Origin of the sequence: Chryseobacterium panacisoli, assembly GCF_008274625.1 — a bacterium.
GTDB lineage: Bacteria > Bacteroidota > Bacteroidia > Flavobacteriales > Weeksellaceae > Chryseobacterium > Chryseobacterium panacisoli.
Window position 1 is genome coordinate 290,812 of the sequence record NZ_VTRU01000003.1, and the last position, 23,881, is coordinate 314,692.

15 protein-coding genes are annotated in these 23,881 nt (G+C 35.9%); 6 read left to right on the forward strand and 9 right to left on the reverse strand.

Annotated elements, in window-relative coordinates:
• Positions 1-52: 52 nt before the first annotated feature.
• Positions 53-1,855: an ABC transporter ATP-binding protein gene (locus tag FW781_RS14465; RefSeq protein WP_149388074.1), complete on the forward strand. Its 1,803-nt coding sequence runs from the start codon at positions 53-55 to the stop codon at positions 1,853-1,855.
• Between the two features lie 49 nt (positions 1,856-1,904).
• On the opposite strand, the gene FW781_RS14470 is transcribed toward FW781_RS14465, so the two are convergent.
• Positions 1,905-2,606 (reverse strand): CoA transferase subunit A, encoded by a 702-nt coding sequence (locus tag FW781_RS14470; protein ID WP_149388075.1) that lies wholly within the window; start codon positions 2,604-2,606, stop codon positions 1,905-1,907.
• A 383-nt stretch (positions 2,607-2,989) separates the two neighbouring features.
• Here FW781_RS14470 and FW781_RS14475 point away from each other — a divergent pair, with 383 nt between their 5' ends.
• Positions 2,990-4,519 (forward strand): toxin-antitoxin system YwqK family antitoxin, encoded by a 1,530-nt coding sequence (locus FW781_RS14475; protein WP_149388076.1) that lies wholly within the window; start codon positions 2,990-2,992, stop codon positions 4,517-4,519.
• Between the two features lie 199 nt (positions 4,520-4,718).
• On the opposite strand, the gene FW781_RS14480 is transcribed toward FW781_RS14475, so the two are convergent.
• Entirely contained in the window at positions 4,719-7,457 is a 2,739-nt protein-coding gene (locus tag FW781_RS14480) for a fibronectin type III domain-containing protein (RefSeq protein WP_149388077.1), read from the reverse strand.
• Positions 7,458-7,751: 294 nt separating this feature from the next.
• On the opposite strand from FW781_RS14480, the gene rplS reads away from it, so the two are divergent.
• On the forward strand, positions 7,752-8,108 hold the full coding sequence (gene rplS / locus FW781_RS14485; protein ID WP_047376947.1) for a 50S ribosomal protein L19: 357 nt from the start codon (positions 7,752-7,754) through the stop codon (positions 8,106-8,108).
• A gap of 72 nt (positions 8,109-8,180) precedes the next feature.
• Here the strand turns inward: rplS and FW781_RS14490 are convergent, their stop codons facing one another.
• Together FW781_RS14490 and FW781_RS14495 are read right to left on the reverse strand one after the other, a co-directional pair.
• Positions 8,181-8,624, reverse strand: a complete 444-nt coding sequence (locus FW781_RS14490) for an SRPBCC family protein (protein WP_149388078.1) — start codon at positions 8,622-8,624, stop codon at positions 8,181-8,183.
• A gap of 130 nt (positions 8,625-8,754) precedes the next feature.
• Complete coding sequence (locus FW781_RS14495; RefSeq protein ID WP_149388079.1) at positions 8,755-9,537, reverse strand: AraC family transcriptional regulator; 783 nt, start codon at positions 9,535-9,537, stop codon at positions 8,755-8,757.
• A gap of 75 nt (positions 9,538-9,612) precedes the next feature.
• Here FW781_RS14495 and FW781_RS14500 point away from each other — a divergent pair, with 75 nt between their 5' ends.
• Positions 9,613-10,752, forward strand: coding sequence for an MFS transporter (locus FW781_RS14500; RefSeq protein WP_149388080.1), 1,140 nt, complete (start codon positions 9,613-9,615; stop codon positions 10,750-10,752).
• A gap of 92 nt (positions 10,753-10,844) precedes the next feature.
• Here FW781_RS14500 and FW781_RS14505 read toward each other — a convergent pair whose 3' ends face one another.
• The 4 genes from FW781_RS14505 to rpsA form a co-directional block, all read right to left on the reverse strand.
• Positions 10,845-11,837 carry an alpha/beta fold hydrolase gene (locus FW781_RS14505; RefSeq protein ID WP_149388081.1) on the reverse strand — a complete coding sequence of 331 codons (993 nt, stop codon included), beginning with the start codon at positions 11,835-11,837 and terminating at the stop codon, positions 10,845-10,847.
• Positions 11,838-11,919: 82 nt separating this feature from the next.
• Positions 11,920-12,906 (reverse strand): EamA family transporter, encoded by a 987-nt coding sequence (locus FW781_RS14510; RefSeq protein WP_149388082.1) that lies wholly within the window; start codon positions 12,904-12,906, stop codon positions 11,920-11,922.
• Positions 12,907-13,030: 124 nt separating this feature from the next.
• Complete coding sequence (locus FW781_RS14515; RefSeq protein ID WP_228720202.1) at positions 13,031-15,658, reverse strand: T9SS-dependent M36 family metallopeptidase; 2,628 nt, start codon at positions 15,656-15,658, stop codon at positions 13,031-13,033.
• Between the two features lie 388 nt (positions 15,659-16,046).
• A complete protein-coding gene (gene rpsA, locus FW781_RS14520) occupies positions 16,047-17,837 on the reverse strand; it encodes a 30S ribosomal protein S1 (protein WP_047376953.1) in 1,791 nt (596 codons plus the stop codon).
• A 279-nt stretch (positions 17,838-18,116) separates the two neighbouring features.
• Between rpsA and FW781_RS14525 the strand changes: the two genes are divergently transcribed.
• Both FW781_RS14525 and FW781_RS14530 read left to right on the forward strand, forming a co-directional pair.
• Positions 18,117-19,385 carry a carcinine hydrolase/isopenicillin-N N-acyltransferase family protein gene (locus FW781_RS14525; protein ID WP_149388084.1) on the forward strand — a complete coding sequence of 423 codons (1,269 nt, stop codon included), beginning with the start codon at positions 18,117-18,119 and terminating at the stop codon, positions 19,383-19,385.
• 71 nt (positions 19,386-19,456) lie between these two features.
• Positions 19,457-20,764 carry a DEAD/DEAH box helicase gene (locus FW781_RS14530; RefSeq protein ID WP_149388085.1) on the forward strand — a complete coding sequence of 436 codons (1,308 nt, stop codon included), beginning with the start codon at positions 19,457-19,459 and terminating at the stop codon, positions 20,762-20,764.
• Positions 20,765-20,838: 74 nt separating this feature from the next.
• Here the strand turns inward: FW781_RS14530 and FW781_RS14535 are convergent, their stop codons facing one another.
• The gene (locus tag FW781_RS14535; protein ID WP_149388086.1) at positions 20,839-23,520 is read right to left on the reverse strand and encodes a reprolysin-like metallopeptidase; all 2,682 of its coding nucleotides are present in this window, start codon (positions 23,518-23,520) and stop codon (positions 20,839-20,841) included.
• Positions 23,521-23,881 lie beyond the last annotated feature (361 nt).

Here is a 23,881-nt window from a genome sequence, read left to right on the forward strand (position 1 = left end):
CACTGTTAGTTAAAATAATATCTGTAATTTTGTGCCATTATTTTTTAACAGAATGAAAATACTTTTTAGATATCTTAAACCTTATCAGTGGCTGATAATCATCTCTTTATTCCTGGCCACTATCAATCAGGTTTTTTCTTTATTTGCCCCGGCTATCACAGGAAATATTCTTGACCAGCTGGTTACTCATCCTAACTTTTTTGATAAAGAAAAGCTATTACCCAGAAACCTGAATGAATATTTATATGGAAGTTCCGCATATCATGGTGCTTTTTACTTTTTAGGATTACTTATCGGAACAGCTATGGTAAGTAGAATTGCCAAAGCCTTTCAGGATTATGTGGTAAGTGTGATTACCCAAAAGTTTGGAGCGAAAATATTTACAGACGGATTAAAGCATTCCATGGCTCTTCCTTATCAGGAATTTGAAGACCAGAGAAGTGGTGAAACTTTGTCTATTTTAACAAAAGTAAGGGAAGATACGGTGAAATTCATTACCAATTTTATCAATATTTTCTTTGGAATTTTAGTCAGTATTATTTTCGTTTCAGTGTATGCTATCCGTTTACATTGGTCGATCATGCCAGTTTATATATGTGGAATTTTCCTGATTGCCTTTGTTACCAATCTCTTGAGCAAAAGGATAAAAGGTATTCAGAAAAATATTGTTACCGAGACTACTGCTCTGGCGGGAAGTACTACAGAAAGCTTAAGAAACATTGAAATTGTCAAAAGTTTAGGATTAACCAATCAGGAAGTAATCCGTTTAAATAACAATACTTATAAAATCCTTGGTCTTGAACTGAGAAAGGTGAAAAGCATCCGTTCTTTAAGTTTTATCCAGGGAACGATGGTCAATTTTCTGCAACAGATGATTACCCTGACTTTATTGTATCTGATTTTTAAAAACATTGTGACTCCGGGGCAGTATCTGTCTCTGATGTTTTATGGTTTCTTTATTTTCGGGCCGATGCAGGAAATCGGGAATATTATTATTTCTTATCGTGAAGCTGAAGCTTCTCTTCAGAATTTTGACCGCTTAATGAAAAAGGAAGTGGAAGAAAAACCTCCTCATCCAAAACAAATTGGAGCTATTGAAGAACTGGAATTCAAACACGTTTCTTTCAAACATCAGTCTGCGCAGTATAAAGCCTTAAATAATATCTCCTTTGATCTTAAAAATGGAGAAACTATTGCTTTTGTAGGGCCTAGTGGTTCCGGAAAAAGTACACTGGTAAAACTGCTGGTTGGATTATACAGACCTCAGGAAGGGAATATTTTTTACAATGGAATTAATGGAAAAGAGTTTGATTTTGATGAACTGAGAAATCAGATTGGTTTTGTAACACAAGATACTCAGTTATTTGCAGGAACAATTAAAGAAAATCTTCTTTTCGTAAATCCCGCCGCTACCGAAGAAGAACTGGCGATTGCCTTACAGAAATCAAGCTGTACCGCATTGCTGGAAAGGGCTGAAAAAGGAATTGAAACCGTTATTGGTGAAGGCGGTCTGAAGCTGAGTGGCGGGGAAAAACAAAGAATAGCGATCGCAAGGGCTCTTCTAAGAAAACCCCATCTGTTGATTTTTGATGAAGCGACTTCTGCACTGGACAGTATTACTGAAGAAGAAATTACTACGACCATCAAAGACATTTCAAAAGAAAGAGAACAGATCACAGTACTCATAGCACACCGTTTAAGTACGATAATGCATGCTGATAAAATCTATGTTCTTGAACGCGGACAGGTAGTAGAAACAGGTTCACACAGTAATCTAATTGCTGAAAAAGGACTGTACTACGCCATGTGGAGACAACAGATCGGAGAAAGAAAAACACTGACTCCTCAAGCATAAAAAAAGCGCTGAAAATATTTTCAGCGCTTTTTTATTTTATTATCCGAGCTTATTCTTTAGTTCTTACTGTTCTCTGCTCAATTCTTTTTTCAAATTTTTCTCCCTGGAAAATTCTCTGAATCATGATTCCCGGAATATGAATTTCGTTTGGATCCAATTGTCCCGGTTCTACCAGTTCTTCTACTTCAGCAATCGTGATCTTCGCAGCTCCTGCCATAGGATGATTGAAGTTTCTTGCAGATCCTTTGAAGATAAGGTTTCCGGCGTGATCTCCTTTCCATGCTTTTACAATAGAAAAGTCTGCATCGTAAGCATGCTCCAGGATATGAGGTTTTCCTTTGAATTCTTTTACTTCTTTCCCTTCTGCTACTTCAGTTCCGTATCCTGCAGGAGTATAAAAAGCAGGGATTCCTGCCTGCGCAGCTCTGCATTTTTCAGCTAAAGTTCCTTGTGGAGTAAGTTCTACATCCAGTTCACCTGAAAGCATCTGTCTTTCAAATTCAGCATTTTCTCCTACATAAGAAGAGATCATTTTCTTGATCTGTCTTTTGTGAAGCAGTAATCCTAATCCGAAATCATCTACTCCTGCATTGTTTGAAATACAGGTAAGATCTTTCACATCACTTTCTACCAAAGCATTGATTGAGTTTTCAGGGATACCGCAAAGTCCGAATCCGCCAAGCATCAGTGTCATTCCATCCTGAATTCCTTCGATGGCCTCCTTTGCATTTTTTACTCTTTTATCTATCATGAAATATTAGATTTTTCTGTTGGCTAAATTTAATAAATTTTCTGGTATATCCCATGACCGGAAATGATCCTGAATTGAATCCTTTTTTTGAATCTTTTTTTTCAATATTTAAAACTATAAAAATCAAACTTTTATCAATAAAAATGAACAAGTCTGTTCGTTTTTGTGGTATTTCTCGTCAATTTGATTTATCTTTGAGGCTTCAAATCCAGAAATACAATCTATTTTGTCTCGGATATCCTTGATTTAAACACAATATTAATATAAAAACTATTTTGCGGCAGGCCATTATTGCCCTTTTACTTCTTCTGATTTCTTCAGAGAACATTTCAATATATACCATCACATTAATCATATACAAAAATCAAATTTTAAATAAAAACATGAAAAAATTATTTACCTCAGCATTACTTGCCCTGGTACTCAGCATCAATGTGTATGCACAGGAAAAAACTTATTTCGATGAAAACTGGGAACAAACGACCCAGGACAAAATGGAATATTACCGTGAAACGACTCCTAAAGGCAAGCTAACCCTTATCAAAGATTTCTATAAAAACGGGAAACTACAGATGGAGGGTCTTGCTTCTGACACTACTCCAAGCAATGAAGTTTTTGACGGAAAAGTGACCTGGTACACTCCTGAAGGAAAGATCATGAGTACAGTAACTTATTCTAATGGAAAACAGGTTGGAGCTTCTCAGACTTATGATGATAAAGGCAGAATTACCGAAGATATGGTCTATAAAGCTGACGGGAACTTCACTGGAAAAATGGTGGCATACAAAGATCCTGAAAATGAATCTTTTTATAACACGATAACCACTTATGAGAATTCTCTGCCGGTAAAGACTATTATTTACGATGAAGATATTAAGGGAATCAGATACGAAACTACTTCCGATAAAGACGGCAACTATGAGACTAAATATTACGGCGAGAAAGGGAAACTTATTGGTACATCTCCTTCGGGGTCAGGAGAGGGGCTGCAGGTAGATTATTATCCGAATCCAATGAGGATTTCAAAAATTGAAAAAACTAAAAATGACGGCAGTATAAAGGAAAGTATTATTTATGCTAAAAACGGGCAGCTGCTTCAGGAACAGAAGAGAAACAAAAAAGACGGTTATAAAACCACTTATGATGAATCCGGAAAAAAAATAGGCCACCTTATGTATCAGTACGATAAAGAGAATGATATTTACCAACCAATGGACGGTGAAGATTATGAGCTTAATTATGATTATGCATTGATATCTTCTATTGATGTATATAAAAACGGCTCAGTGATAACCAGTAAATATTTTGACGAAGAAGGAAAATTATCATCTGAGAAAATTTTAAAAGACGGTGTTACCCAAGAGATTAAATATTATTCTCCGGATGGAAAACTGAAATCTACCTTGGCCTATAAGGATGAAATGCCTTATAATGGTACAGCCTACGAAGGACTTACCGAAACCCAATATAAGGAAGGCATTTTAGTAAATATTAAAATGTATACTGAAGAGAAAAAGCTGAAATCTGAGAAGAAATTAAATTCTAAACAAACAGCTTATGACGCCGCTATTTATGATCATAAAGGTACTCTTTTATACACTTATAACCAGCCTTTGAGTGAAGACGGAGATCATGATTACTTCTTCACGGCACAAATTGTTCAGTATATAAAAGGGAAACCTGCCAATAAATCTTCTGTAAAATCAGGTGTTTTGCAAAGTGGAAAAATAAAGCTCACTACCCTAAACGGAGTTAAAGAATTAGAACGCAATGGAAAATGGGTAATCATAAAACTATATAGTCCGGATGGAAAGCTCCTTCAGGAAACCAAAGCGCTGGCTGATCTACCTGAGGAATATGCTTCTACCGAAAATCCGGCAGCATTCAGCGAAGATGATCTGTATGTTGACTAATCAATACATAAATATATCAAAGGCGGTTTCAAATTTTTGGAACTGCTTTTTTATTAACCGCAGATAACACAGATTTTCACTGATGTTTGTAGTAAACATTTCTGCCAAATTATTCAGATTGAGCAGGCATTATATTTAAACAATAAAAAAGAGACTATCATTTCTGACAGCCTCTTCATTATAATTGTATTTAATTTATTTACTGAATAATCAGTTTTAAAGTAAATAGTTTTCTTCCGTGTACTTTTACAAAGTAAACACCTGCCGGAAGATTCTCATTCACCAAAGAGAAACGTTGGTTATTGATATTTTTCGATACATACAGTAATTCTCCTGAGGCTGAGACCAATTCAATTTTTTCAATTGGGTAATCACTTTTTATGAAAGTAGGCTGTCCCGGCTTGGTTGGGTTTGGATACAATACTACATTTTTCTCTGTACTTCTGGTTTCTTCCGTTCCTAAGGTTGGTGAAGTTACCTGAAACTGTACTCTGTTTGAAACTTCTGTATAAGAATCATTGGTAAACATAACCATATAATAATTTCCTGGCGTGGCAGGTACTGCCGTTCCCTGAATTGTTTTTGTTCCCTGAGTCACCCCGTCAAAATAGGTATAAGAAACGAAATTGTCATCAGGTATCTGAACACTTTGAGGATAAATTCCCAGCCAGTCTTTGATGATTCCAGGAGAATCTGTCCATGAAGCCGTAATATTTTCTCCTAATGTATATACCGGTTTATTGATCCACAAATCTGTTACGATATCCCCTACTTTAAAGAATACCTTCTCCCCGATTCCGTTATATCCGTCCTCCAGAAGATACTGAGCATAATAATATCCTTTCGGAAGTCCGGTGAAATTAAGAGTTCCTGACGCAGTCGTTACATAGCTCCATTTGATAGAGGCTGTAGTTCCCGGAGTCTGCCCCATTTTATAAATTCCGATCCAGTCTTTCTGCAAATTGGGCCCGTCAGTAAAATTAAGAACAACTGTTCCTCCTACCGGATACGTATCAGAAGTAGTCTGCAGCTGAACTTTCGGTCCTACATAGAACTCTTTTCTTGGAGTGATTTCTGTATACCCTCCGTTAGCAAAAAATCCTGCAAAATACTGACCTTTATTTGCCATACCATTATTAAACGTAACCGTTCCTGCTACTTGTCCATTAGTGTAACTGTACACTTGTGAAGTAGTACTGGCCGGCGTTTGTCCTTTTTTATAAATTCCTACCCAATCCTGCTGGTTTCCCGGACCTCCAGTGAATGTAGCGGTAATGGTTTCATTTTGGGCATATTCTGTTTTATTTAAAGTAAATGTAGGATTGGAAACTACACTTCCTGTGATTTCAAACTGCTTCACATCACTCCAGTCGCTCCACTCCAGGTTTCTGTCTCTGTAACGGGTTTTCACGTAATAGATACCGTTTGGAATAGAGTTGGCAGCCAATGTTGCTTTTGTAATGTCTACACCATCATTCAGGTTTTTGGTTTTATCCGGAGTTCCGTTTCCATCTTTTCCGAACCAGTTTTCAAAATCACGGTAAAATTCTTTTTCAATCACAGAAAAATTGGCTGTCTTACTGATCAGAAACTGTGTTGTGTTCAACAGTTCATTATTTGAAGATGAAAATGCGCTTCCATTCAATGTCAATGGTAAAGTAGTAGTCCCCGAAAAAGTGTTTGTAATGGACGGTTTTGCCGGTTTAGGCTGATTTTTATATCTGTGGAAAGAATCTACCAGTACATTATTTTTCTTGTTGTACACACCTCCAATAGAATAACATTCAATATCCACTTTTCCTGTCGGAATATCTACCTCAACGATCTGATACGTCCAGTCTGTTAAAGTTTTCTGAACATCATCAAAATCTTTTTCATTAGACATTCCCCAATACTGATCCCAAGCCGTTCCTCCGGAAATAATCTGATAGTTCGGTGTATTTTTCAGCTGACCTCTGTGATATAAATGATGGTGAGCACCAACGTGCATTAAATATTTATCCGAAGTTACAAGAAGCGGTACTGCATTTTCTCTTACCCATGTGGAAATATCTCCTACATACTGCTCAGCCTGATAAGGTCTGTGGCTCAAAGAAATGATCCAGTCTACTGTAGTGTCATTGTTAGCTGCTGTTAAGATCTGCTGAAGCCATGTCTGCTGTGCAGACCCCGTGTGTTCTGAGCTTAAACTTACGAATAATACATTCCCAGCCTGTTGGGCATAATAATTTTCATTTCCTGAGCTTATTCCTTTATAACTAATTTCATCAATATAAAAATGGGCATAGTAAGAATTCATTCCCATCGTTCCATAGGTTTCATGGTTTCCTACCGTTGTCTGAATCGGCAGATAGGGGGATAACTTGATATTCTTTTTGAAGTGAACATTCTCATAATGATCCAATGTTCCTACATCCACCTGATCTCCTACCATAAAAGTAAGAGCAATATTATCTGACGGATCTGAAGCAGCTCCGAATTTTTCCTTTAATTTTTTATATGCATTCAAAGTAAGCGTATCATATCTTGGCTCTGCTTTGATCTGGTTGTCCCCCATAATAAGGAAACGGATCTTTCCATTGGCAGTTACGGCCTGTCCCGGCAAAGGAAGAGTTCTGAAATTATAAACGGCAGATTCACTGGTTCCCGTTTTTATTTTATAATAATATTTCGTGTTCGGCTGAAGATTGGCAATCTTTGCTGTGTGATAATAATAATTGTTGTTGTACCCCGTATCTGAGAAGATATTGGTAGTACCTGTTACTGTCACATTCAAATTCGTTGGAGAATTTCCGTAGATCACTGTTGTTTCATTATTGGACGCTGTTTTCCAATTGACGATCATAGAATTCGGAGTAGGATTTTGTAAATAAGGGAACAAAACCTGCCCGAAAGCCATCTGGACCGCGAAACAAAAAAAGAAGAAATAATGTTTCATAATAGCTTTAGTTTTAAAATAACATATAGTTTTAAGTTGTGAATCAGGAATTTAAAAAATCGATAGCCGGATTTTTTACTTCGGGCAAAAGTAGAATTCCCATGTAAACTCTGCCTGATGGTATTTTAAAGAAACTGTTAATTTTTTAGCAAAACCAGAATAAAAAAATTATAGTTTTTAGCACATTAATTATTTGGTTTATTTAAAAACTATTTTGTACATTTGCAACCTGTTATTCAACCTCTGACGAAGAACGTGTAAGTTGCTTAGCTTTAACATTTTATTTTATTAATAATGGATTTATTAAAGTACGTACAAGACAAGTACATTGCTAAAAAAGAATTCCCTGAATTCAAAGCAGGTGATACAATTACTGTGTATTACGAAATTAAAGAAGGACAAAAGACTAGAACTCAGTTCTTCAAAGGAACAGTTATCCAATTAAGAGGTACTGGTTCTACAAAAACTTTCACTATCAGAAAAATGAGTGGTGATGTAGGTGTAGAAAGAGTATTCCCTATTAACCTGCCTGCACTTCAAAAAATCGAGCTTGACAGAAAAGGTAGAGTTAGAAGAGCTAGAATTTACTACTTCAGAGACCTTAGAGGTAAAAAAGCAAGAATCAAAGACGCTGCTTACAAGAAGAAATAATTCAGACAACAATACATACAAAAAGAGGCTGTTTACCCGTAAACAGTCTCTTTTTTTTGTTTAAATATTTTTTTACTTTCTATATGGAGTACCGTTTCCTGTTTCCAGGAAAAGCTTCAGACTTCCTATAAACTGATTCCAGCCACCGGAACAAATTGTATAACACTCTACAGCCGGATGTAATCCCACATGGGTAAGCTGCAGTAAACTACTGTTTTCCTTTTGTTCCATTTCCCAGACGATAGTCGTACCAACCCATTCTGTTTGATTTTTTAATTCAGGAATAGTAATCAGTGAATCTTTCACAGACCAGATCACTCTTGAATTGGGTATTGCTTCTTTTATCCGTATTGTCTTGTGAATATGATCTCCAAACCTTACTGTAAACACATCTTCTGCCAGTGCTGAGACTCCCGTAAACCACTCAGACCACCAAAGAGAAATCTCATGAGTAAGCGCTTCATAGATCTTCTCTGCCGTAGTTTTCAATTCAATTGTAGTATTATAATTATCCATATGAGCTCTTTTTGTTTTTCATAATTATATTCTGTTGGATTATACAATTTTATGCAAATTATTGAGCAATAGACTTTGCATAGGATAAGAAATATCTACTTTATCAGAACGTTTTATTAATAGTAAAAGGCTATTCATTTTTTATAAGATACTGCAAAGGCGTAGCTCCCGTCTGTTTTTTGAAAAAATCTATAAAAGCACTGTCTGATGAAAAGTCTAAAATATGAGACACCTCTCCTATCGAATTCCCTTCCACCAAAAGTTCAATTGATCTCTGCAACCGCCACTGCTGTCTCCATTCCTGATAAGACAACCCGGTTTCTTTTTTAAAAATACGGCTGATTGTTTTCTCCACAGCCCCGGCTTTTTCTGCAAGGTCTTTCAACATCGGAGGCATAGCATAACGCAGAGTCCATTCTTCTGAAAATTTCTTAAAACGCCTGTCTTGCGGTATTTTAAGTTCCAGTTTTTCCTCCGGAGCTCTGCTTATTTCATCCCAGAATACATTCAGCAGGCTGACCTGATCATTTCTGAGATCTGGCCATTCCCAAAAGCAGATTCTTTCTATAATTTCTTTTAATAAAGAATTTACATGAAGAACTTTGAGACCTGATTTCATATATTTCTCGGAATAATTTTCATCAAAATAGATAGATCTGTAGGCTACGATATTCCGGAAATTCACACGATGAACCGCGTTTGCAGGAATCCAAAGCATTCTGAATGGAGGAAGAACGAACTGACTGTCAGAAGTCGTGACTGTCATACATCCAGAAGGCGCATATAGCAGCTGAGCTTTCGTTGTATGAAAATGAAAGCCGGAATCATGCATCGCCATATCAGAAGCTATTCCAATTACTTTTCCCCGAATAGAATCTGCATCAAATTCTTCATTTTGTTTCAAAACAGCCATGTCCTATTTTTGATATTTTTTGTTTTTATATCATTATAAATATACACTGAAATTTTGGAAACTTTGCAAAAAAAAATGAAAAAGACAAATCCTATCTGGCTGCTTACCACACTTGTAATGCTTCCTCAGTTTGTGGAAACCATTTACAGTCCGGCTTTGCCATTGATCCAGAAACAGTTCGGAGTGAAAGAAGAATCTGTTACCCTAACGATAAGCTTATATTTTATTGCATTTGCTCTGGGAGTTGCATTTTGGGGTGTACAATGTGACAGAATAGGAAGGAAAAAATCCCTTGAATACGGGCTTATCACCTATGGACTTGGAACACTGGCCGTTGTTTTTGCACCCAATTTCATGTTTCTCCTTAGTGCCAGGATTATTTCTGCATTTGGAATCTCCGTGGGCTCTATTGTAACACAAACGATTCTAAGAGATACTTATGATCAAAATAATATCAGCAAAGTATTTTCCTGGATCGGAATCGGTTTATCCATAAGTCCTGTAATAGGAATGATTACCGGATCAGCCTTGACTTCTTCTATTGGACATCAGGGCGTTTTCATAACCTTATGTCTGCTTGCAGGACTGTTTTATATTCTTTCCCGTAAGAAAATTTCGGAAACCCAGCATTCAGTAAAGGAAATCAACATGGGTATTTTAACTGGTTTATTAAAGAGAATGCTTCGTGACCAGGCAATTATAAAGTGCTGCTTACTGATTATGAGCTTTAATGTCTTGCTGTTTTCCTACTACTCACTGGCTCCGTTTATCTTTAAAGAATATCATTATTCCTCATATATTTTCGGATACAGCAGTGTTATATTGGCTGGCGGAACATTTGCTGGAGCAAAACTTAACAGATTTCTGTTATTGAGGAACATACAACCTAAATATCTAGTTGAAGCAGGTACATTTACTGCATTTACCGCTTCCATTTTTGTATGGATTCTGACAGGTAAAGGGATATACTTTTTAATTCCTTATTTTTTCATTGTGATGGCATTCAGCACTGCAATTCCGAATATTCTGAGTACTGCACTTATCAATTATAAAAACGAAACCGGAAGTGCCGGCGCTTTACTGGGACTGATTTATTATATCCTGATAGGTCTAGGCCTGATAAGCATTGGTTTCATACAGAATCTAGGGATTTCCTGTGTCTTGTTTTCAGGAATTGGAGTTTGTACTTTACTGCTCATTGGTCGGAAAACATAATAAATTTGAAACATTAAGTTTGAGTAAGTTTGATATTTTAATCACTTACTCAAACTTAATGTTTCAGATATTTTATAGTTTTTGAATCTATCCTATTGTATAAAATGATACAGGGCTTCAAAAAATTTAGGATATACTTCTATATGAGGAAGATGTCCTACATTGTCAAGTTCAACAAGCTCTGAACCGGCAATTTCCTGTTGAGTTTTCTTTCCTAGCACCTGATACTGCCCCATTTTTGACTGAAGTTCCTTGGGAGCTCTATCTTTCCCAATTGCAGTTCTGTCTCTTGTTCCAATAATAAGCAGTGTGGGAACTTTTATATTTTTTAATTCATAGCAAACCGGCTGGTTATAAATCATATCCGTGGTAAGAGCCGCATCCCAGGCAACTTGAGGATAATCTTTGTGAAGTGTCCATCCTGCAACCAGATCAAGCCAAGGCTGATATTCTTCCTTCCATTTGTTATCATAATAGGATTTCAGCTGATAGTTTTTATAAGTTTCTGCAGTATTTTTAAGTTCAGATTGATACGCCTTATCAATGGTCTGGTAAGATGCAAAAGTTTTATAATCTTCAAGTCCGATGGGGTTTTCAAGAATCAGTTTCTGCACTTTTTCCGGATACAGCAGTGTAAATCTGGCCGCTACCATTCCTCCCATTGAATGCCCCAGTATTATTGCTTTATCAATTTTTAATTCATCCAAAACTGCTTTTGTATTTTCTGCCAATTGTGAAAAAGAAAACTGGTAAGCATGTGGCTTTGATGATTTTCCAAACCCGATCTGATCAGGAATCACTACCCTGAATCCTTTAGCAGACAAATCTTTTGCTGTTTTCTCCCAATATGCTCCGTTGAAATTCTTTCCATGAAGAAGCATTATTGTTTTCCCATTGGGCTTTTGTGGCTGTACATCCATATAGGCCATTTTCAAATCTTCATCCTGAGACTTAAAATTGAGAAAATGAACCTCATAAGGATATTTATAATCGGAAAGCATTGCATCCAGAGGTTTCACCTGTGAAAACATAAAACCTGACACCATCAACCCAAAAGCAGCTGTTATATTTCTAAAATATTTCATGAAACTTTTATTTAAAGATTAAAATTAAAAAAACCGCTCCAAAAGAAACGGTTTCAGCTGTTATTTTTATTTAAATATTTTTTTAAGACACTTCTGCCATTGAAACTTCTTTTTCTTTCTTTGACGGTAAATTCATCAAAACAATAGCAAAAAGGATCAGAGCAATTCCTATCCATTGGATCAAAAATACTTTCTCCCCCAGTAAAACAAAAGCCATCGTTACGGAAACCGGAAGTTCCAGTGAGGAAACAATGCTTCCCAGACCCAGACCCGCATTTGGAAATCCAATATTGAATAAAATTGGAGGAATAATGGTTCCAAAGAGAGCCAGCACAAATCCGTACGTCAGGAATATTGAATAATTGAATGAGTGAATATGTTCTGTATTTTCTGTAAAATTTAAGTATAATGATTTTAAGCCATCAAAATACATAGGTCCTATCTGGGCAAAGAATAAAAAGGCAAAAACCACTACAGAACCACCTGCAAGCATAATAATACTTTTTCTGAAAACCGGAAGATGGGTAGCCAGCGTATTGGACGTAAACATCGTCAAGGTATATGAAGCAGCCGCCATCAGTCCCCAAAAGACTCCATGCCAGTCCAGCTCAATTTCCATATTGATAAGATTCGTTGCCAAAACTGTTCCCAGCAATACGATAACTACAGAAACTACTTTTCTGGCATTGGGCAGTTTTTTTGTAAGAATACTTTCCACCACTACACTGAACCATACCGACTGCATCAACAATACAATGGCAATTGAAACATTGATATACTGTACAGCAATATAATAGAATAAGCTTGTTCCTCCTAAAGAAGTTCCTGCAAGCAGCAACATTCTTACTTCTTTAGAATTTGGCAGCGATAATTTCTGTTTTGAGGTTAGGGTCTGAATAAGATTAAGGATCAAAAGTCCCGTCAAACCTAATACGAACTGGGAAGTCGTCACTTCCGAAGTAGTGAAACCATCATGGTAAGCCATTTTCACAAAAGTGGCCAACATACCGTATATACTAGCTCCAATCCCTACAAATAAAACACCTTTTAGTATATTTTTCTTCTTCATAATTTTTTTTACAGCCTGCAAAGTTACGACATATAAATTAAACCTATCTGCAGTGTCATAATGATAGATAAACAAAATCGCCACAAGCAAGCTTGTGGCGATTTAAAATTAGTTAATAAGTAAATTATTTTTTAACCATTACTTTTGAAGCAGCTTCAAAACCAAGTCCTTTGATTTTAACCATATAAGTTCCATTTACCAGGTTGCTTGTAGAAATTGCTTTCTTAGCATCCGGTGAAATTTTATCTTCAGAAGAAACCAGTTTACCAGACATGTCATAAAGTTCTACACTTACTTTTCCTAGAGTATTGCTTGGGAAGTTGATATAAAACTCGTCTTTAGCAGGGTTTGGATAGATAGAAATATTCTTATTCTTATCACCATTCACTTCATTAGTAGCCAATAAACACGCCTCTGGCACATTAAAGTCCTGAACCTGATCATTAATATTATTCTTCACTCCTGCTAGTGCATTCACTCCTAAACCTCTTCTTGCAAAAACGCCCCAGATCATACATTTGTCAACACCTCCAGTTGTTGCCAACTCTGCTGCTAATATTGCATTTCTTCCATCAATAAAGCTAGGGTTACATGCCTGAAGTTTCAGAGCATCTGTTACAAGTTGTAACACTTTCGTACTTCCGTTAGGCGCTGTAGATAATACATCTGAAGAATAACCATATTTTTCAACATATTTCCAGTGAAGATCCCATAGCATAGTAGCCCAGACAAAACCAATAGAGTGAACATCCGGAACAATTGCTGATCCGTTATTGTATTCCATTCCGTTTGTATCACCGTATGTAAATCCGTTAACAGCAAGGCTTGTTGAATATTTTGCAGGTCTGATACCGGCACCTGTTATTGCCTGACCTAATGCATAAGTACCTGTACCTCTTGCTACAGTAGCATTGTCACCAGCTTTATTAGTCAACATTAAAGCGAAGAAATCAGACCATCCTTCCCCCATCTGTTCTTTACTCACTCCTGAATTCAGACAGTTATAGCCTGTACCTGTCATTCTGTTGGATATTCCGTGGCCATATTCATGAGTTACAATTCCATTATCAAAGCTTCCATCAGGAGTCATATTTCCTTTTAAGGTAACATTTACAGTTGTACTTGCTGCCATCTGAGTTTTGATATATTCTCCTTCTGCATTGGTAATAAGTACTGAAGGAATTGTAATTGTTGGATCATTACCCGCCATATTTCCCAAAGTAGAACCATTCACTGCGTTATTATACACAATAGCCGCTTTTGCTCCGGCATCCTGAAGGTTTTTCACTTTAATAGCAAAAGAACATGTCCCTCTCTCAACCAGTCCTATTTTATTAGTTAATGAACTTGCAGGCAAAGCTGTACAACCATCTAAAACTGATGAAAGTGCTACATCTCCTGTTATTCCGCTCATAGGTAATGGATTACCAAACTGGGCCGTTCCAGCTCCCGGTGTACGGGAAACAGCGGCAGTAGGTGCATTATAGTAGAATACTCTTCCAACCGGAGACCAAAGGTACATCTGCATTTTACCATTATAACCATCCTGTCCTGAAGAGAAATTCGCATTATTTAATCCGCTGCCATCCTGTGCCTCTGCATATACAGAATCATCATCTCCTCCTACAGGTCCATTACCAAAATTGTTCTGCTGGAAGTTTCTGGCAGATTCTGTAAATCCGAATTTATAGAAAACATCATGAATTCTATTATTCAGATAAAATAAATTTGTAATAGCAGCATTCCTGTTGCTTAACGGAGTTTCATTGATATTAAAAGGGAAATCAAAATTTCTTGTAGCCCCACCATCTGCCGGGGCCCCTGTAAGATAATCAGGCGCTGTTAAAGCTGTTCCTGCAGCATCTTCGTAGGCAAAAACATTATTTCCTCTTGTAACAGTATAATGATTAGTACCATCAGAATGCCAACCTTCAGGGGAAGCACTTAATATCCAAGGGTTAGTAATGATTGATCTTGAACCAAAAGTAGGTGCTTCAATAGGTAATGGAAATACGTTATATGATGCATTATCCGGTAAAAGTAACGGAATGTTATTCTGTGCTACATTATTTTGAGGTCCCATTAAGGTATTTTCAAAATGATCAGCATGGCTGTAATCAGCATCTGAGCTGTAAGCATCATGATTGAAATTACAAGATAAAGTCAGGTTACTTTTTAACAGAATATTTCCATTATTGGCATCTACTAAAATATTCCAGTAATTCGGAGATTTTGGCTCCGTTAAGGTATATTCATAAGCCAGACGCAGGTTTCCACTCTCGTCATTGGTATATACAAGTCTTTGATTGGCTGATGTCGCTTTTTTTTGAGTCTTTTCAAGATAACCAAGGATTGTAAAATTTGCAATATCAGGATTTTTCAGATCTTCAGCAATCTTTTGAAGAGCTGCACTTTTACTGATAGCAGCCGTACCTGATGTAGATGCAGTATAATCTTTTACAAAATTATCTGTATAGTAAACAATTTTACTGTCTTTAATCAATGCTGTTCCTACAGAGCTGTATATTGGTAAACCATTATAAGTCTGTAAAAATTTAACAACATTACCATTCAATGATTTTGACGGATCTACATTATCAACAATGATATTATTAAGATCAGATTTTTTATATTCTCTTATTTTATTTTGAGAAATATAATCTTTAATCAGTTTTTCATTATCCTGTCCAAACAATACTGTTGGAAATGCAGAAAATACTGCAAATAAAAGAGGTAAAGCTTTATTTTTCATATCCATTATTAAAGCCGCTAATCTACAAATATTTCACAAATCTTCAATGTTTTTTTTATTTAAAATTTAAAAATAAATAAATACATACAAAATCATCAAATTAATATTGCTTTACATATTTCTCAATAAAGAGAACCTCATCATCAATGGATGCCTACCACATTATATTTATCATGCTTTTATATATTTTTGATGTATTTATTTCATTAATTAAATCCCGTATCAATGTATATTTTTTAATAATTATTGACTTATACTTCGTAATTTTTTTTTGGAACTCTCCATAATTTATTCTTTTTCATTATCAAATTTTACATTTTATCATATGTATTTAGATAAAAAAAAGCCGCTCAAACGAGCGGCTCCTTATATATCAATGGTTCAAAGATTATTTACCTTCTTCCATTTTTCTTTTCAACTCTGCTAATGCATCGATGTCTCCAAGAGTAGATCTTTCTTCGTTGTTTGAAGAAGAAGATACGTTTCTAGAAGAAGATTCTTTAACGTTTTTCTTTTCTTCGTCTCTGAAAATACCTGTGTGAGATACTACTACTCTCTTGAATTCTTTGTTGAATTCGATTACTTTGAATTGAGCATCTTCACCTTTTTTGATTTTAGATCCATCTTCTTTCTCTAATAATCTTGAAGGGCAGAATGCTTCTACTTCAGCATCTTCGAATTGAACAGAAGCTCCTTTATCGTGAACTTCTACAGCTTTACCAGCGTGGATAGTTCCTTCAGCATATTTAGTTTCGAATTTATCCCATGGGTTTTCAGTCAATTGCTTGTGACCTAGAGATAATCTTCTAGCCTGGATGTCTAATTCAAGAACTACAACGTCTAATTTATCACCTACTGCGCAGAACTCAGATGGGTGCTTGATTTTCTTAGTCCAAGAAAGATCAGAGATGTAGATTAATCCGTCGATACCTTCTTCTAACTCTACGAATACACCAAAGTTAGTGAAGTTTCTTACAGTTCCTACATGCTGAGATCCTACCGGATACTTAGCTTCGATGTTTTCCCATGGATCTTTAGACAATTGCTTGATACCAAGAGAAATCTTTCTTTCTTCTCTATCTAAAGTTAATACTTCAGCTTCTACTTCATCACCTACTTTTACAAAATCTCCAGCAGATCTTAAGTGAGTAGACCAAGACATTTCAGAAACGTGGATTAATCCTTCTACACCTGGAGCGATTTCTACGAATGCACCATAGTCAGCAAGAACTACTACTTTTCCTTTTACTTTGTCACCTACTTTCAAGTCAGCAGAAAGAGCATCCCAAGGATGAGCTTCTAATTGCTTCATACCTAATTGGATTCTTGTTTTCTCATCATCGAAATCAAGGATTACAACTTTCACAGTCTGTCCGTCCTCTAGGATTTCAGATGGGTGGTTCACTCTAGACCAAGAAAGGTCTGTAATGTGGATCAATCCATCAACACCTCCTAAGTCAATGAATACACCATAAGAAGTAATATTCTTAACAGTACCTTCAAGAACCTGACCTTTTTCAAGCTGAGCGATGATTTCTTTTTTCTGACCTTCGATATCTGCTTCGATCAATGCTTTGTGAGATACAACTACGTTTTTGAACTCAGGGTTGATTTTCACAACTTTGAACTCCATAGTTTTTCCTACGAACTGATCGTAATCTTTAATTGGCTTAACGTCAATTTGAGAACCAGGTAAGAATGCTTCGATTCCGTGAACGTCAACGATCATACCACCTTTAGTTCTTGATTTAACAAAACCGTTAACGATTTCTCCAGTTTCGTGAAGTTCGTTTACTTTATCCCAAGCTTTAAGCGTTCTAGCTTTTCTGTGAGATAATTGTAACTGACCAGTTTTGTCTTCTCTCTTGTCAACCATTACTTCTACCTCGTCACCTACTTTCAGGCCTTGGTTGTAACGGAATTCGTTAAGAGAAATAACACCTTCAGATTTGAAGTTGATGTCTACGATAGCTTCTTTGTCAGTTAATCTTACAACTCTACCAACTAAAACGTCATTATCGTTTAGGCTGTTAAGAGATCCGTTATAGATTTCTTCTAAATCGCTTTTTTCTTTTCTCGCATCTGCATCAAGACCTGATTCGAAAGAATCCCAATCAAATTGTTCTGGTGCTACGTTTTGGTTTAATAAAACCTCTGCTGAATTTGTCTCTTTTGACATTTTCTAATAAAAATTTGTATTCCTTCTCTCCCAACGGTCTTAACAAATGTGATTGAAAAATACGGAAGTTATTAATATTTAATATTTTACTTTCTCAGACCTTTACCACAAAAAGTGGGTGCAAAGTTACGTATTTTTTTAACATCCACAATGAATTCCCCATAGTGTTTTCATTCAATATCAGGATTATTCTAAGTTTTAGTGTAATACATCTATCTGTACAATTGTTTTAATATAAAGAACCTCGTATTAAACAAATTCATTATTAACAAATAAATCATGCAAAAAATTCTTCTTATTATAATTGGCATACTGCTCTATAATATCAATTCCATAAAAGCCTGTACAATTTTCTCATGCTCTAGGGGAGAGGAAGTATTTGTTGCAGCAAACGAAGATGACACTACGCCATTTACCAGAATCTGGTACAACCCTGCCACTAAAGACCGCTATGCCTCCGTTTGTTTTGGGGCTCCGGATATGCAGATTGCAGCTGCAATGAATGAACATGGATTATTTTTTGATTATGCAGCCGCAAACTATGATTTAAGCAAACTTAACCTGACAAATCCTTATAAAAGCGATATTATGTGGGAAGTTCTGGGAAAATGTAAAAATGTAAAGGAGGCCATGGTAATTTTAAAAAAATATGACTACATCTCCCAATCTCAGGTCTTATTAGCCGATAAAGAAGGAAATTCCATCCTGATTAATCCTAAAGGTATTACCGAAAAAAAAGGAAACTTCCAGATTAATTCAAACTGTAATATGATCAATGGAAAATTGGCATGCAGAAGACCTGAAATAGCGAATGAAATGCTTTCCGGATCTAAAGAAAACAATATTAATTTTCTGAAAAGCATCCTGAATAAAACCCATCAGGAAGGAGAACTGAATACATTATATTCCACAATCTGCGATTTGAAAAACGGAATAATCTATGTTTATCTTTTTCATGATTATGACACAGTATATATAATTGACTTGAAAACTGAATTGAAAAAAGGATACCGGATAGAAAATCTGGCAGACCATTTCCCGCTGGCATTTGCTTATGAAAGTTTTTCTAAAAATCATTCTTTATATCTTAAAGAATCTATTTTCCAGGAAATGAAAGATAAAGGTACAACAACTACAGCGGATCGCTATATTGCAGAAAGTGAAACATCAAAAAATAAAAATTTAGACCCTGCCTTACTTGAAGTCGCTTTACAACTTATTAAATATTCATGGAATGAACATAATAACGGCAGTATGTGGGATTATTGGTTTAGTAAACCTCTCGGATATGAAATAATAAAGCAGTATAAAGATTCTAAAATTGATACTGCAGAAAAGCTTTTAAAATATCTATCCGCCAAAGATAATATAGATCCTAAATTACAAAACTTCATGTATGAAATTATAGGTTTTACTACTCTTGTACAGGGAAATAAAATTTCGGCAAAAGAATTTTATGAGAAAGCCATCTCTAATCCTGATCAAACCTATCCTGTAACAATGGTCCGAGGAAAAGAAATGCTTAAACGGATAAATCATTTAGAATAATAAACAAAACCACTCACCTCCAAACTCTGAAACACTCAGATTCTCACCTCCAAATTCACTACCTTTGCCCCATGGAACTACAATCAATCTACCAGAAGCTGCAGATTCAGGATATGAATCAGATGCAGAAATCTACTTATAATGCGTCTGAAAACAATACAGACATTGTTTTACTCTCTCCTACAGGATCCGGAAAGACTCTTGCTTTTTTATTTCCGGTTCTTCGGAATCTGAAAAAAAATGTTCAGGGAGTTCAGGCATTGATATTGGTTCCGGCCAGAGAACTGGCTTTACAGATTGAGCAGGTTTTCAAAGCTATGGGAACAGATTTTAAAGTATCTGTTTGTTATGGCGGACATGATAAAAAAATTGAGGTTAACAATTTAATTGAAGCTCCTGCAGTTTTAATAGGAACTCCGGGAAGGGTTGCTTATCACGTGAGAAATAATAATTTTGATCCGAAAACGATTAAAACACTCGTTCTTGATGAATTCGACAAAGCTTTGGAGCTGGGCTTCCATGAAGATATGGAGTTTATTGCCGGTTCATTAAAGGGCCTTTCGCAAAGAATTTTAACTTCGGCCACAGCAATGGATGAGATTCCATCATTTACAGGTCTGAAAAATGAAAAAACCATCGACTTTTTAAAACTAAGTGAAGTAAAGCCAGATATTCAGTTGCGAAAAGTAATGACAATTTCTGAGGAAAAACTGGATACATTGTTTAATTTAATCTGTAAAATAGGAAATAAAAGGACTCTTATTTTCTGTAACCACCGCGAGGCTGTTGACAGAATTTCTGAACTTCTTCACCAGATGGGAATCGACAGAGAAACCTTTCATGGCGGGATGGAACAGGACGAAAGAGAACGTGCATTGCTGAAATTCAGAAATGATTCTGCAAGAATTCTTATTACTACGGATCTTGCTGCCCGTGGACTTGATGTTCCGGAGGTAGAATCTATTGTACATTATCAGCTTCCTCCCAAAGAAGATGCTTTCATCCACAGAAATGGGCGTACTGCAAGGATGAATGCCAAAGGTTTTGTCTATCTGATCATGACAGAGGACGAAAACTTCCCATTCATTAAAAATAATACTCCTGAAGAAAGTGTTGCCGGATTTACTAAAGTCCCTGAAAAAACACCTTTCCAGACTATTTATATCAGTGCCGGCAAAAAAGATAAGGTCAATAAAGTGGATGTTGTAGGATATCTTATCAAAAAAGGAGAGCTTCAGAAAGAAGATATCGGTTTGATTGAAGTAAAGGATACGACTTCCTATGTTGCTGTTTCCAGAAGTAAAGTAAATGCTGTTTTAAGAAAGCTTCAGAACGAAAAACTGAAAGGAAAGAAAGTAAAAATGGAAGTTGCTTATTAAGCAGACTCATTACTCAAAATAAAAAATAGCGGCCGGTATTACCAGCCGCTATCTTATTACAATACTATTAAAGATTATTTAATGATCAATTTCTGGGTATAAGCCCCTTTTGATGAATTGATGTTGATCAGATAAACTCCTTTAGGAATATTTAAATTAAATTCCTTCGTGTAATCTCCGGTACCCTGATAAGAATCTGAAGAGATTAATCTTCCACTTGAGTCTACTATAATTACTTTAATTTCTCCGGATAAATTTCTTGATTTAATAAAGAAATTACCGTTGCTTGGATTAGGATACACTTTAATATCATCTCCTAATCTGGAAGAAGAAGATTCTTTAACCCCTAAATTTTGTGTTTCTCTTGTACAAACTTCAAGTGACCAGGAATTAATTACACCAACATTTCCGGCATTATTATCCGAAGCAAACAGTTTCCATTCCCCTTGTGCTTTATGACCTTTAAAAATCGTTAAGGATTCATGGGATAGTGTTTCCCCTTGTATTGGCGAAGTACACGCAACAGCATTCCCAGCATCACTAAATGTAGCAGTAATACCAGATCTGTTATTACATTGTCTGTTCCAGATTAATGCGGACGAACCTGCCGGGCTTTCAATTCCAATAGCCAAATCCCTAACATTAGTATGCGCAACAGAAGGTGTTACTTTAATTTTTGTAATAGTTCCAGTATTATTTACAGTTATAGGAACCACAACCTTTGGAGCAGAAATATTACTACCTCCAGGACCATCTGTAATATTAACAGCTGCTCCATTGTAATTATATGTTGTACATGTCTCCCCAATTACATTATAATCAATTACAAAACTTGGGCTAACAGCATAATAAATATTGCCAACCGCCTCTATCAGAATGTAAGCATTTGCGGATGTAGATCCCGTAGGAATTATAATTTGTTCACTCCCATCATTAGGAGTACTGGCTGCAATTGTTGTAAACGTCTGCCCCCCGTCTGTAGATAACTTAATATTTACATTAGCTGTACTTACAGGAGCCTGATTTGTACCGGCAACATCCCAAGTTACATTAACTGTATTTCCGGAACTGGCTGATTGTCCAAATAAAGGAGCAGTAACCTTAAATGGGCCTGATGCAGCATTTACTGTCACAACTGTTGCATCTTTATTAGTCTGAGGAGATGTAGGATGATTATTCCTTACAGTACATGTAAAATTCAGATTTCTTGCAACACTGGATACAGATTCCCAACGGGTTGAAAATACCCCAGCCAGGACTTTGTTAAAATCAGGAAAATATCTTACAGGAGTGTTTACAGGAGGTAAAGATCTGAAGGTTGGTCCTGCGGGTTTAGCTGCATAAGCTAAAGAGTTAACAACACCAGTTTGTGTCGATCCGGAATCCATTTGCTCCCATGTATAGGTGTAAGAAGCATTATCAGCATCCGGAGTTGTTGCTCTCAATACAAAAGGGGTAGACTTAGGAATTGTATAATCTGCTCCTGCACTCACTACAGGCGCAGGCTTCTCAAAGGGAGCATTCACTCCGCAAGCAACTCCATTAATTACATCTTTAATCTCCTTAATATTAAAGGCATGAAAATAATCAAATGAATTAAACTGTACATCACTATTACCTCCCATAATTCCCGTGTATGCCATAATTGTAGATCCACTTCCTGGTTCTATTAAAGAAGCATTAGTTGTACTCGCATTGTAAAGTGTAAAAGTATGATTAGCTCCCATCTGATGTCCCATTTCGTGAGCTACATAATCTATATCAAATTTATCTCCCTCAGGAAAATTATGAGCAGTCCATCCCCCTGCTTTAGCATTATCATTACAAATTACTCCAATATCACCAGCAGCTCCATCCCCGTTCTTTTTATCCAATAAATGCCCCATATCATAATTCTGAGCAGGAATAAGACCAGAAATTTTTGCCTGTGCTTCATCTGGCCCCCCATTAGTATAAGGATCAGTAGCACTGTTTAAAAAAATAAGAATATCATTATTAGCAATTAAATTAAAATGAACCGACAGATCTTTCTCAAATAAACCATTCAAACGTGTTAATGTGGTATTCATAGCAGCCAGCACCACAGCTTTTTTCTGTGCATCTGTTGCGTTTGCCGGTGTTCCTGCAGCTGTAAGGTGGTACTGTGCATATTCTCCTGTACATGACATTGCTAATCTGAACGTATTAAAGCCAGCCACTTTCTTATTGGCAGCATTATTATGAGTGTCCGTAGATTTATTTTGTAATCCTTCAGGAGTGGAACATTTAAAAGAGTCAGGTTCCTGATTCTGTCTTGCTTTTGAATCAAAAACAGCATAAACTGTTTTATCCTCAGAATAAGGTTCAATAAATTCAGAAATTCCAGATCTGGTGATCATGGATGAAAAACCAACCGGAGAAATACTGAATCTTAAATAAGCAGAACGGTCTTCAATACCTACGCCTACATAGGATCTTATATCTGGATACTTTTCCTGTAGCTCGGGAGCCATATTAGAATATTCCCAAACCTGATATCTTTCTAATTTTCCGTTAATACCAGGAACTGAAATTACAACACCTTTTCCGCCGGAAGTTTTTGACAATACTCCTTTCAGATTTTGTTTCAGAAGATCTGTATCTAACGCATAAAGACCAGAAAACTGTAATTTCTCTTGGGATTTTTTAATCTTTTGAGACCGCAGCTCTGTTCTTGTCCACTGTCCGGATCCTAAAAAAGGGATCATTGACAGGGCAATAAATAGGTAAAATTTCATATCTATAATTTTAAATGGTTGTATTATTATATAAGATTATTTTCTTCAAAAGCATCCGTATGAATAAAAAACAAGTTTCCTTATATTTCATCCATCTCTTAAACACTTTACAAAAAAAATAAAAAAACAATACAAAATTTAAAATATCAAAAATAAAACACTACTATTATTGTTATTTTAATAATCAATTGAAATAATTTTATAATAAATACAAATAAATGAATGATTTTATTTCGATTAATGAATTAAATGGAATAAATTCATTAATAAGTGATATAAAAATAATCCAATCCAATTATCATTCATCTTCATCAAACTGATATTGTTATAATTAGACACAAAAAAAGATCTCCAGATAGAG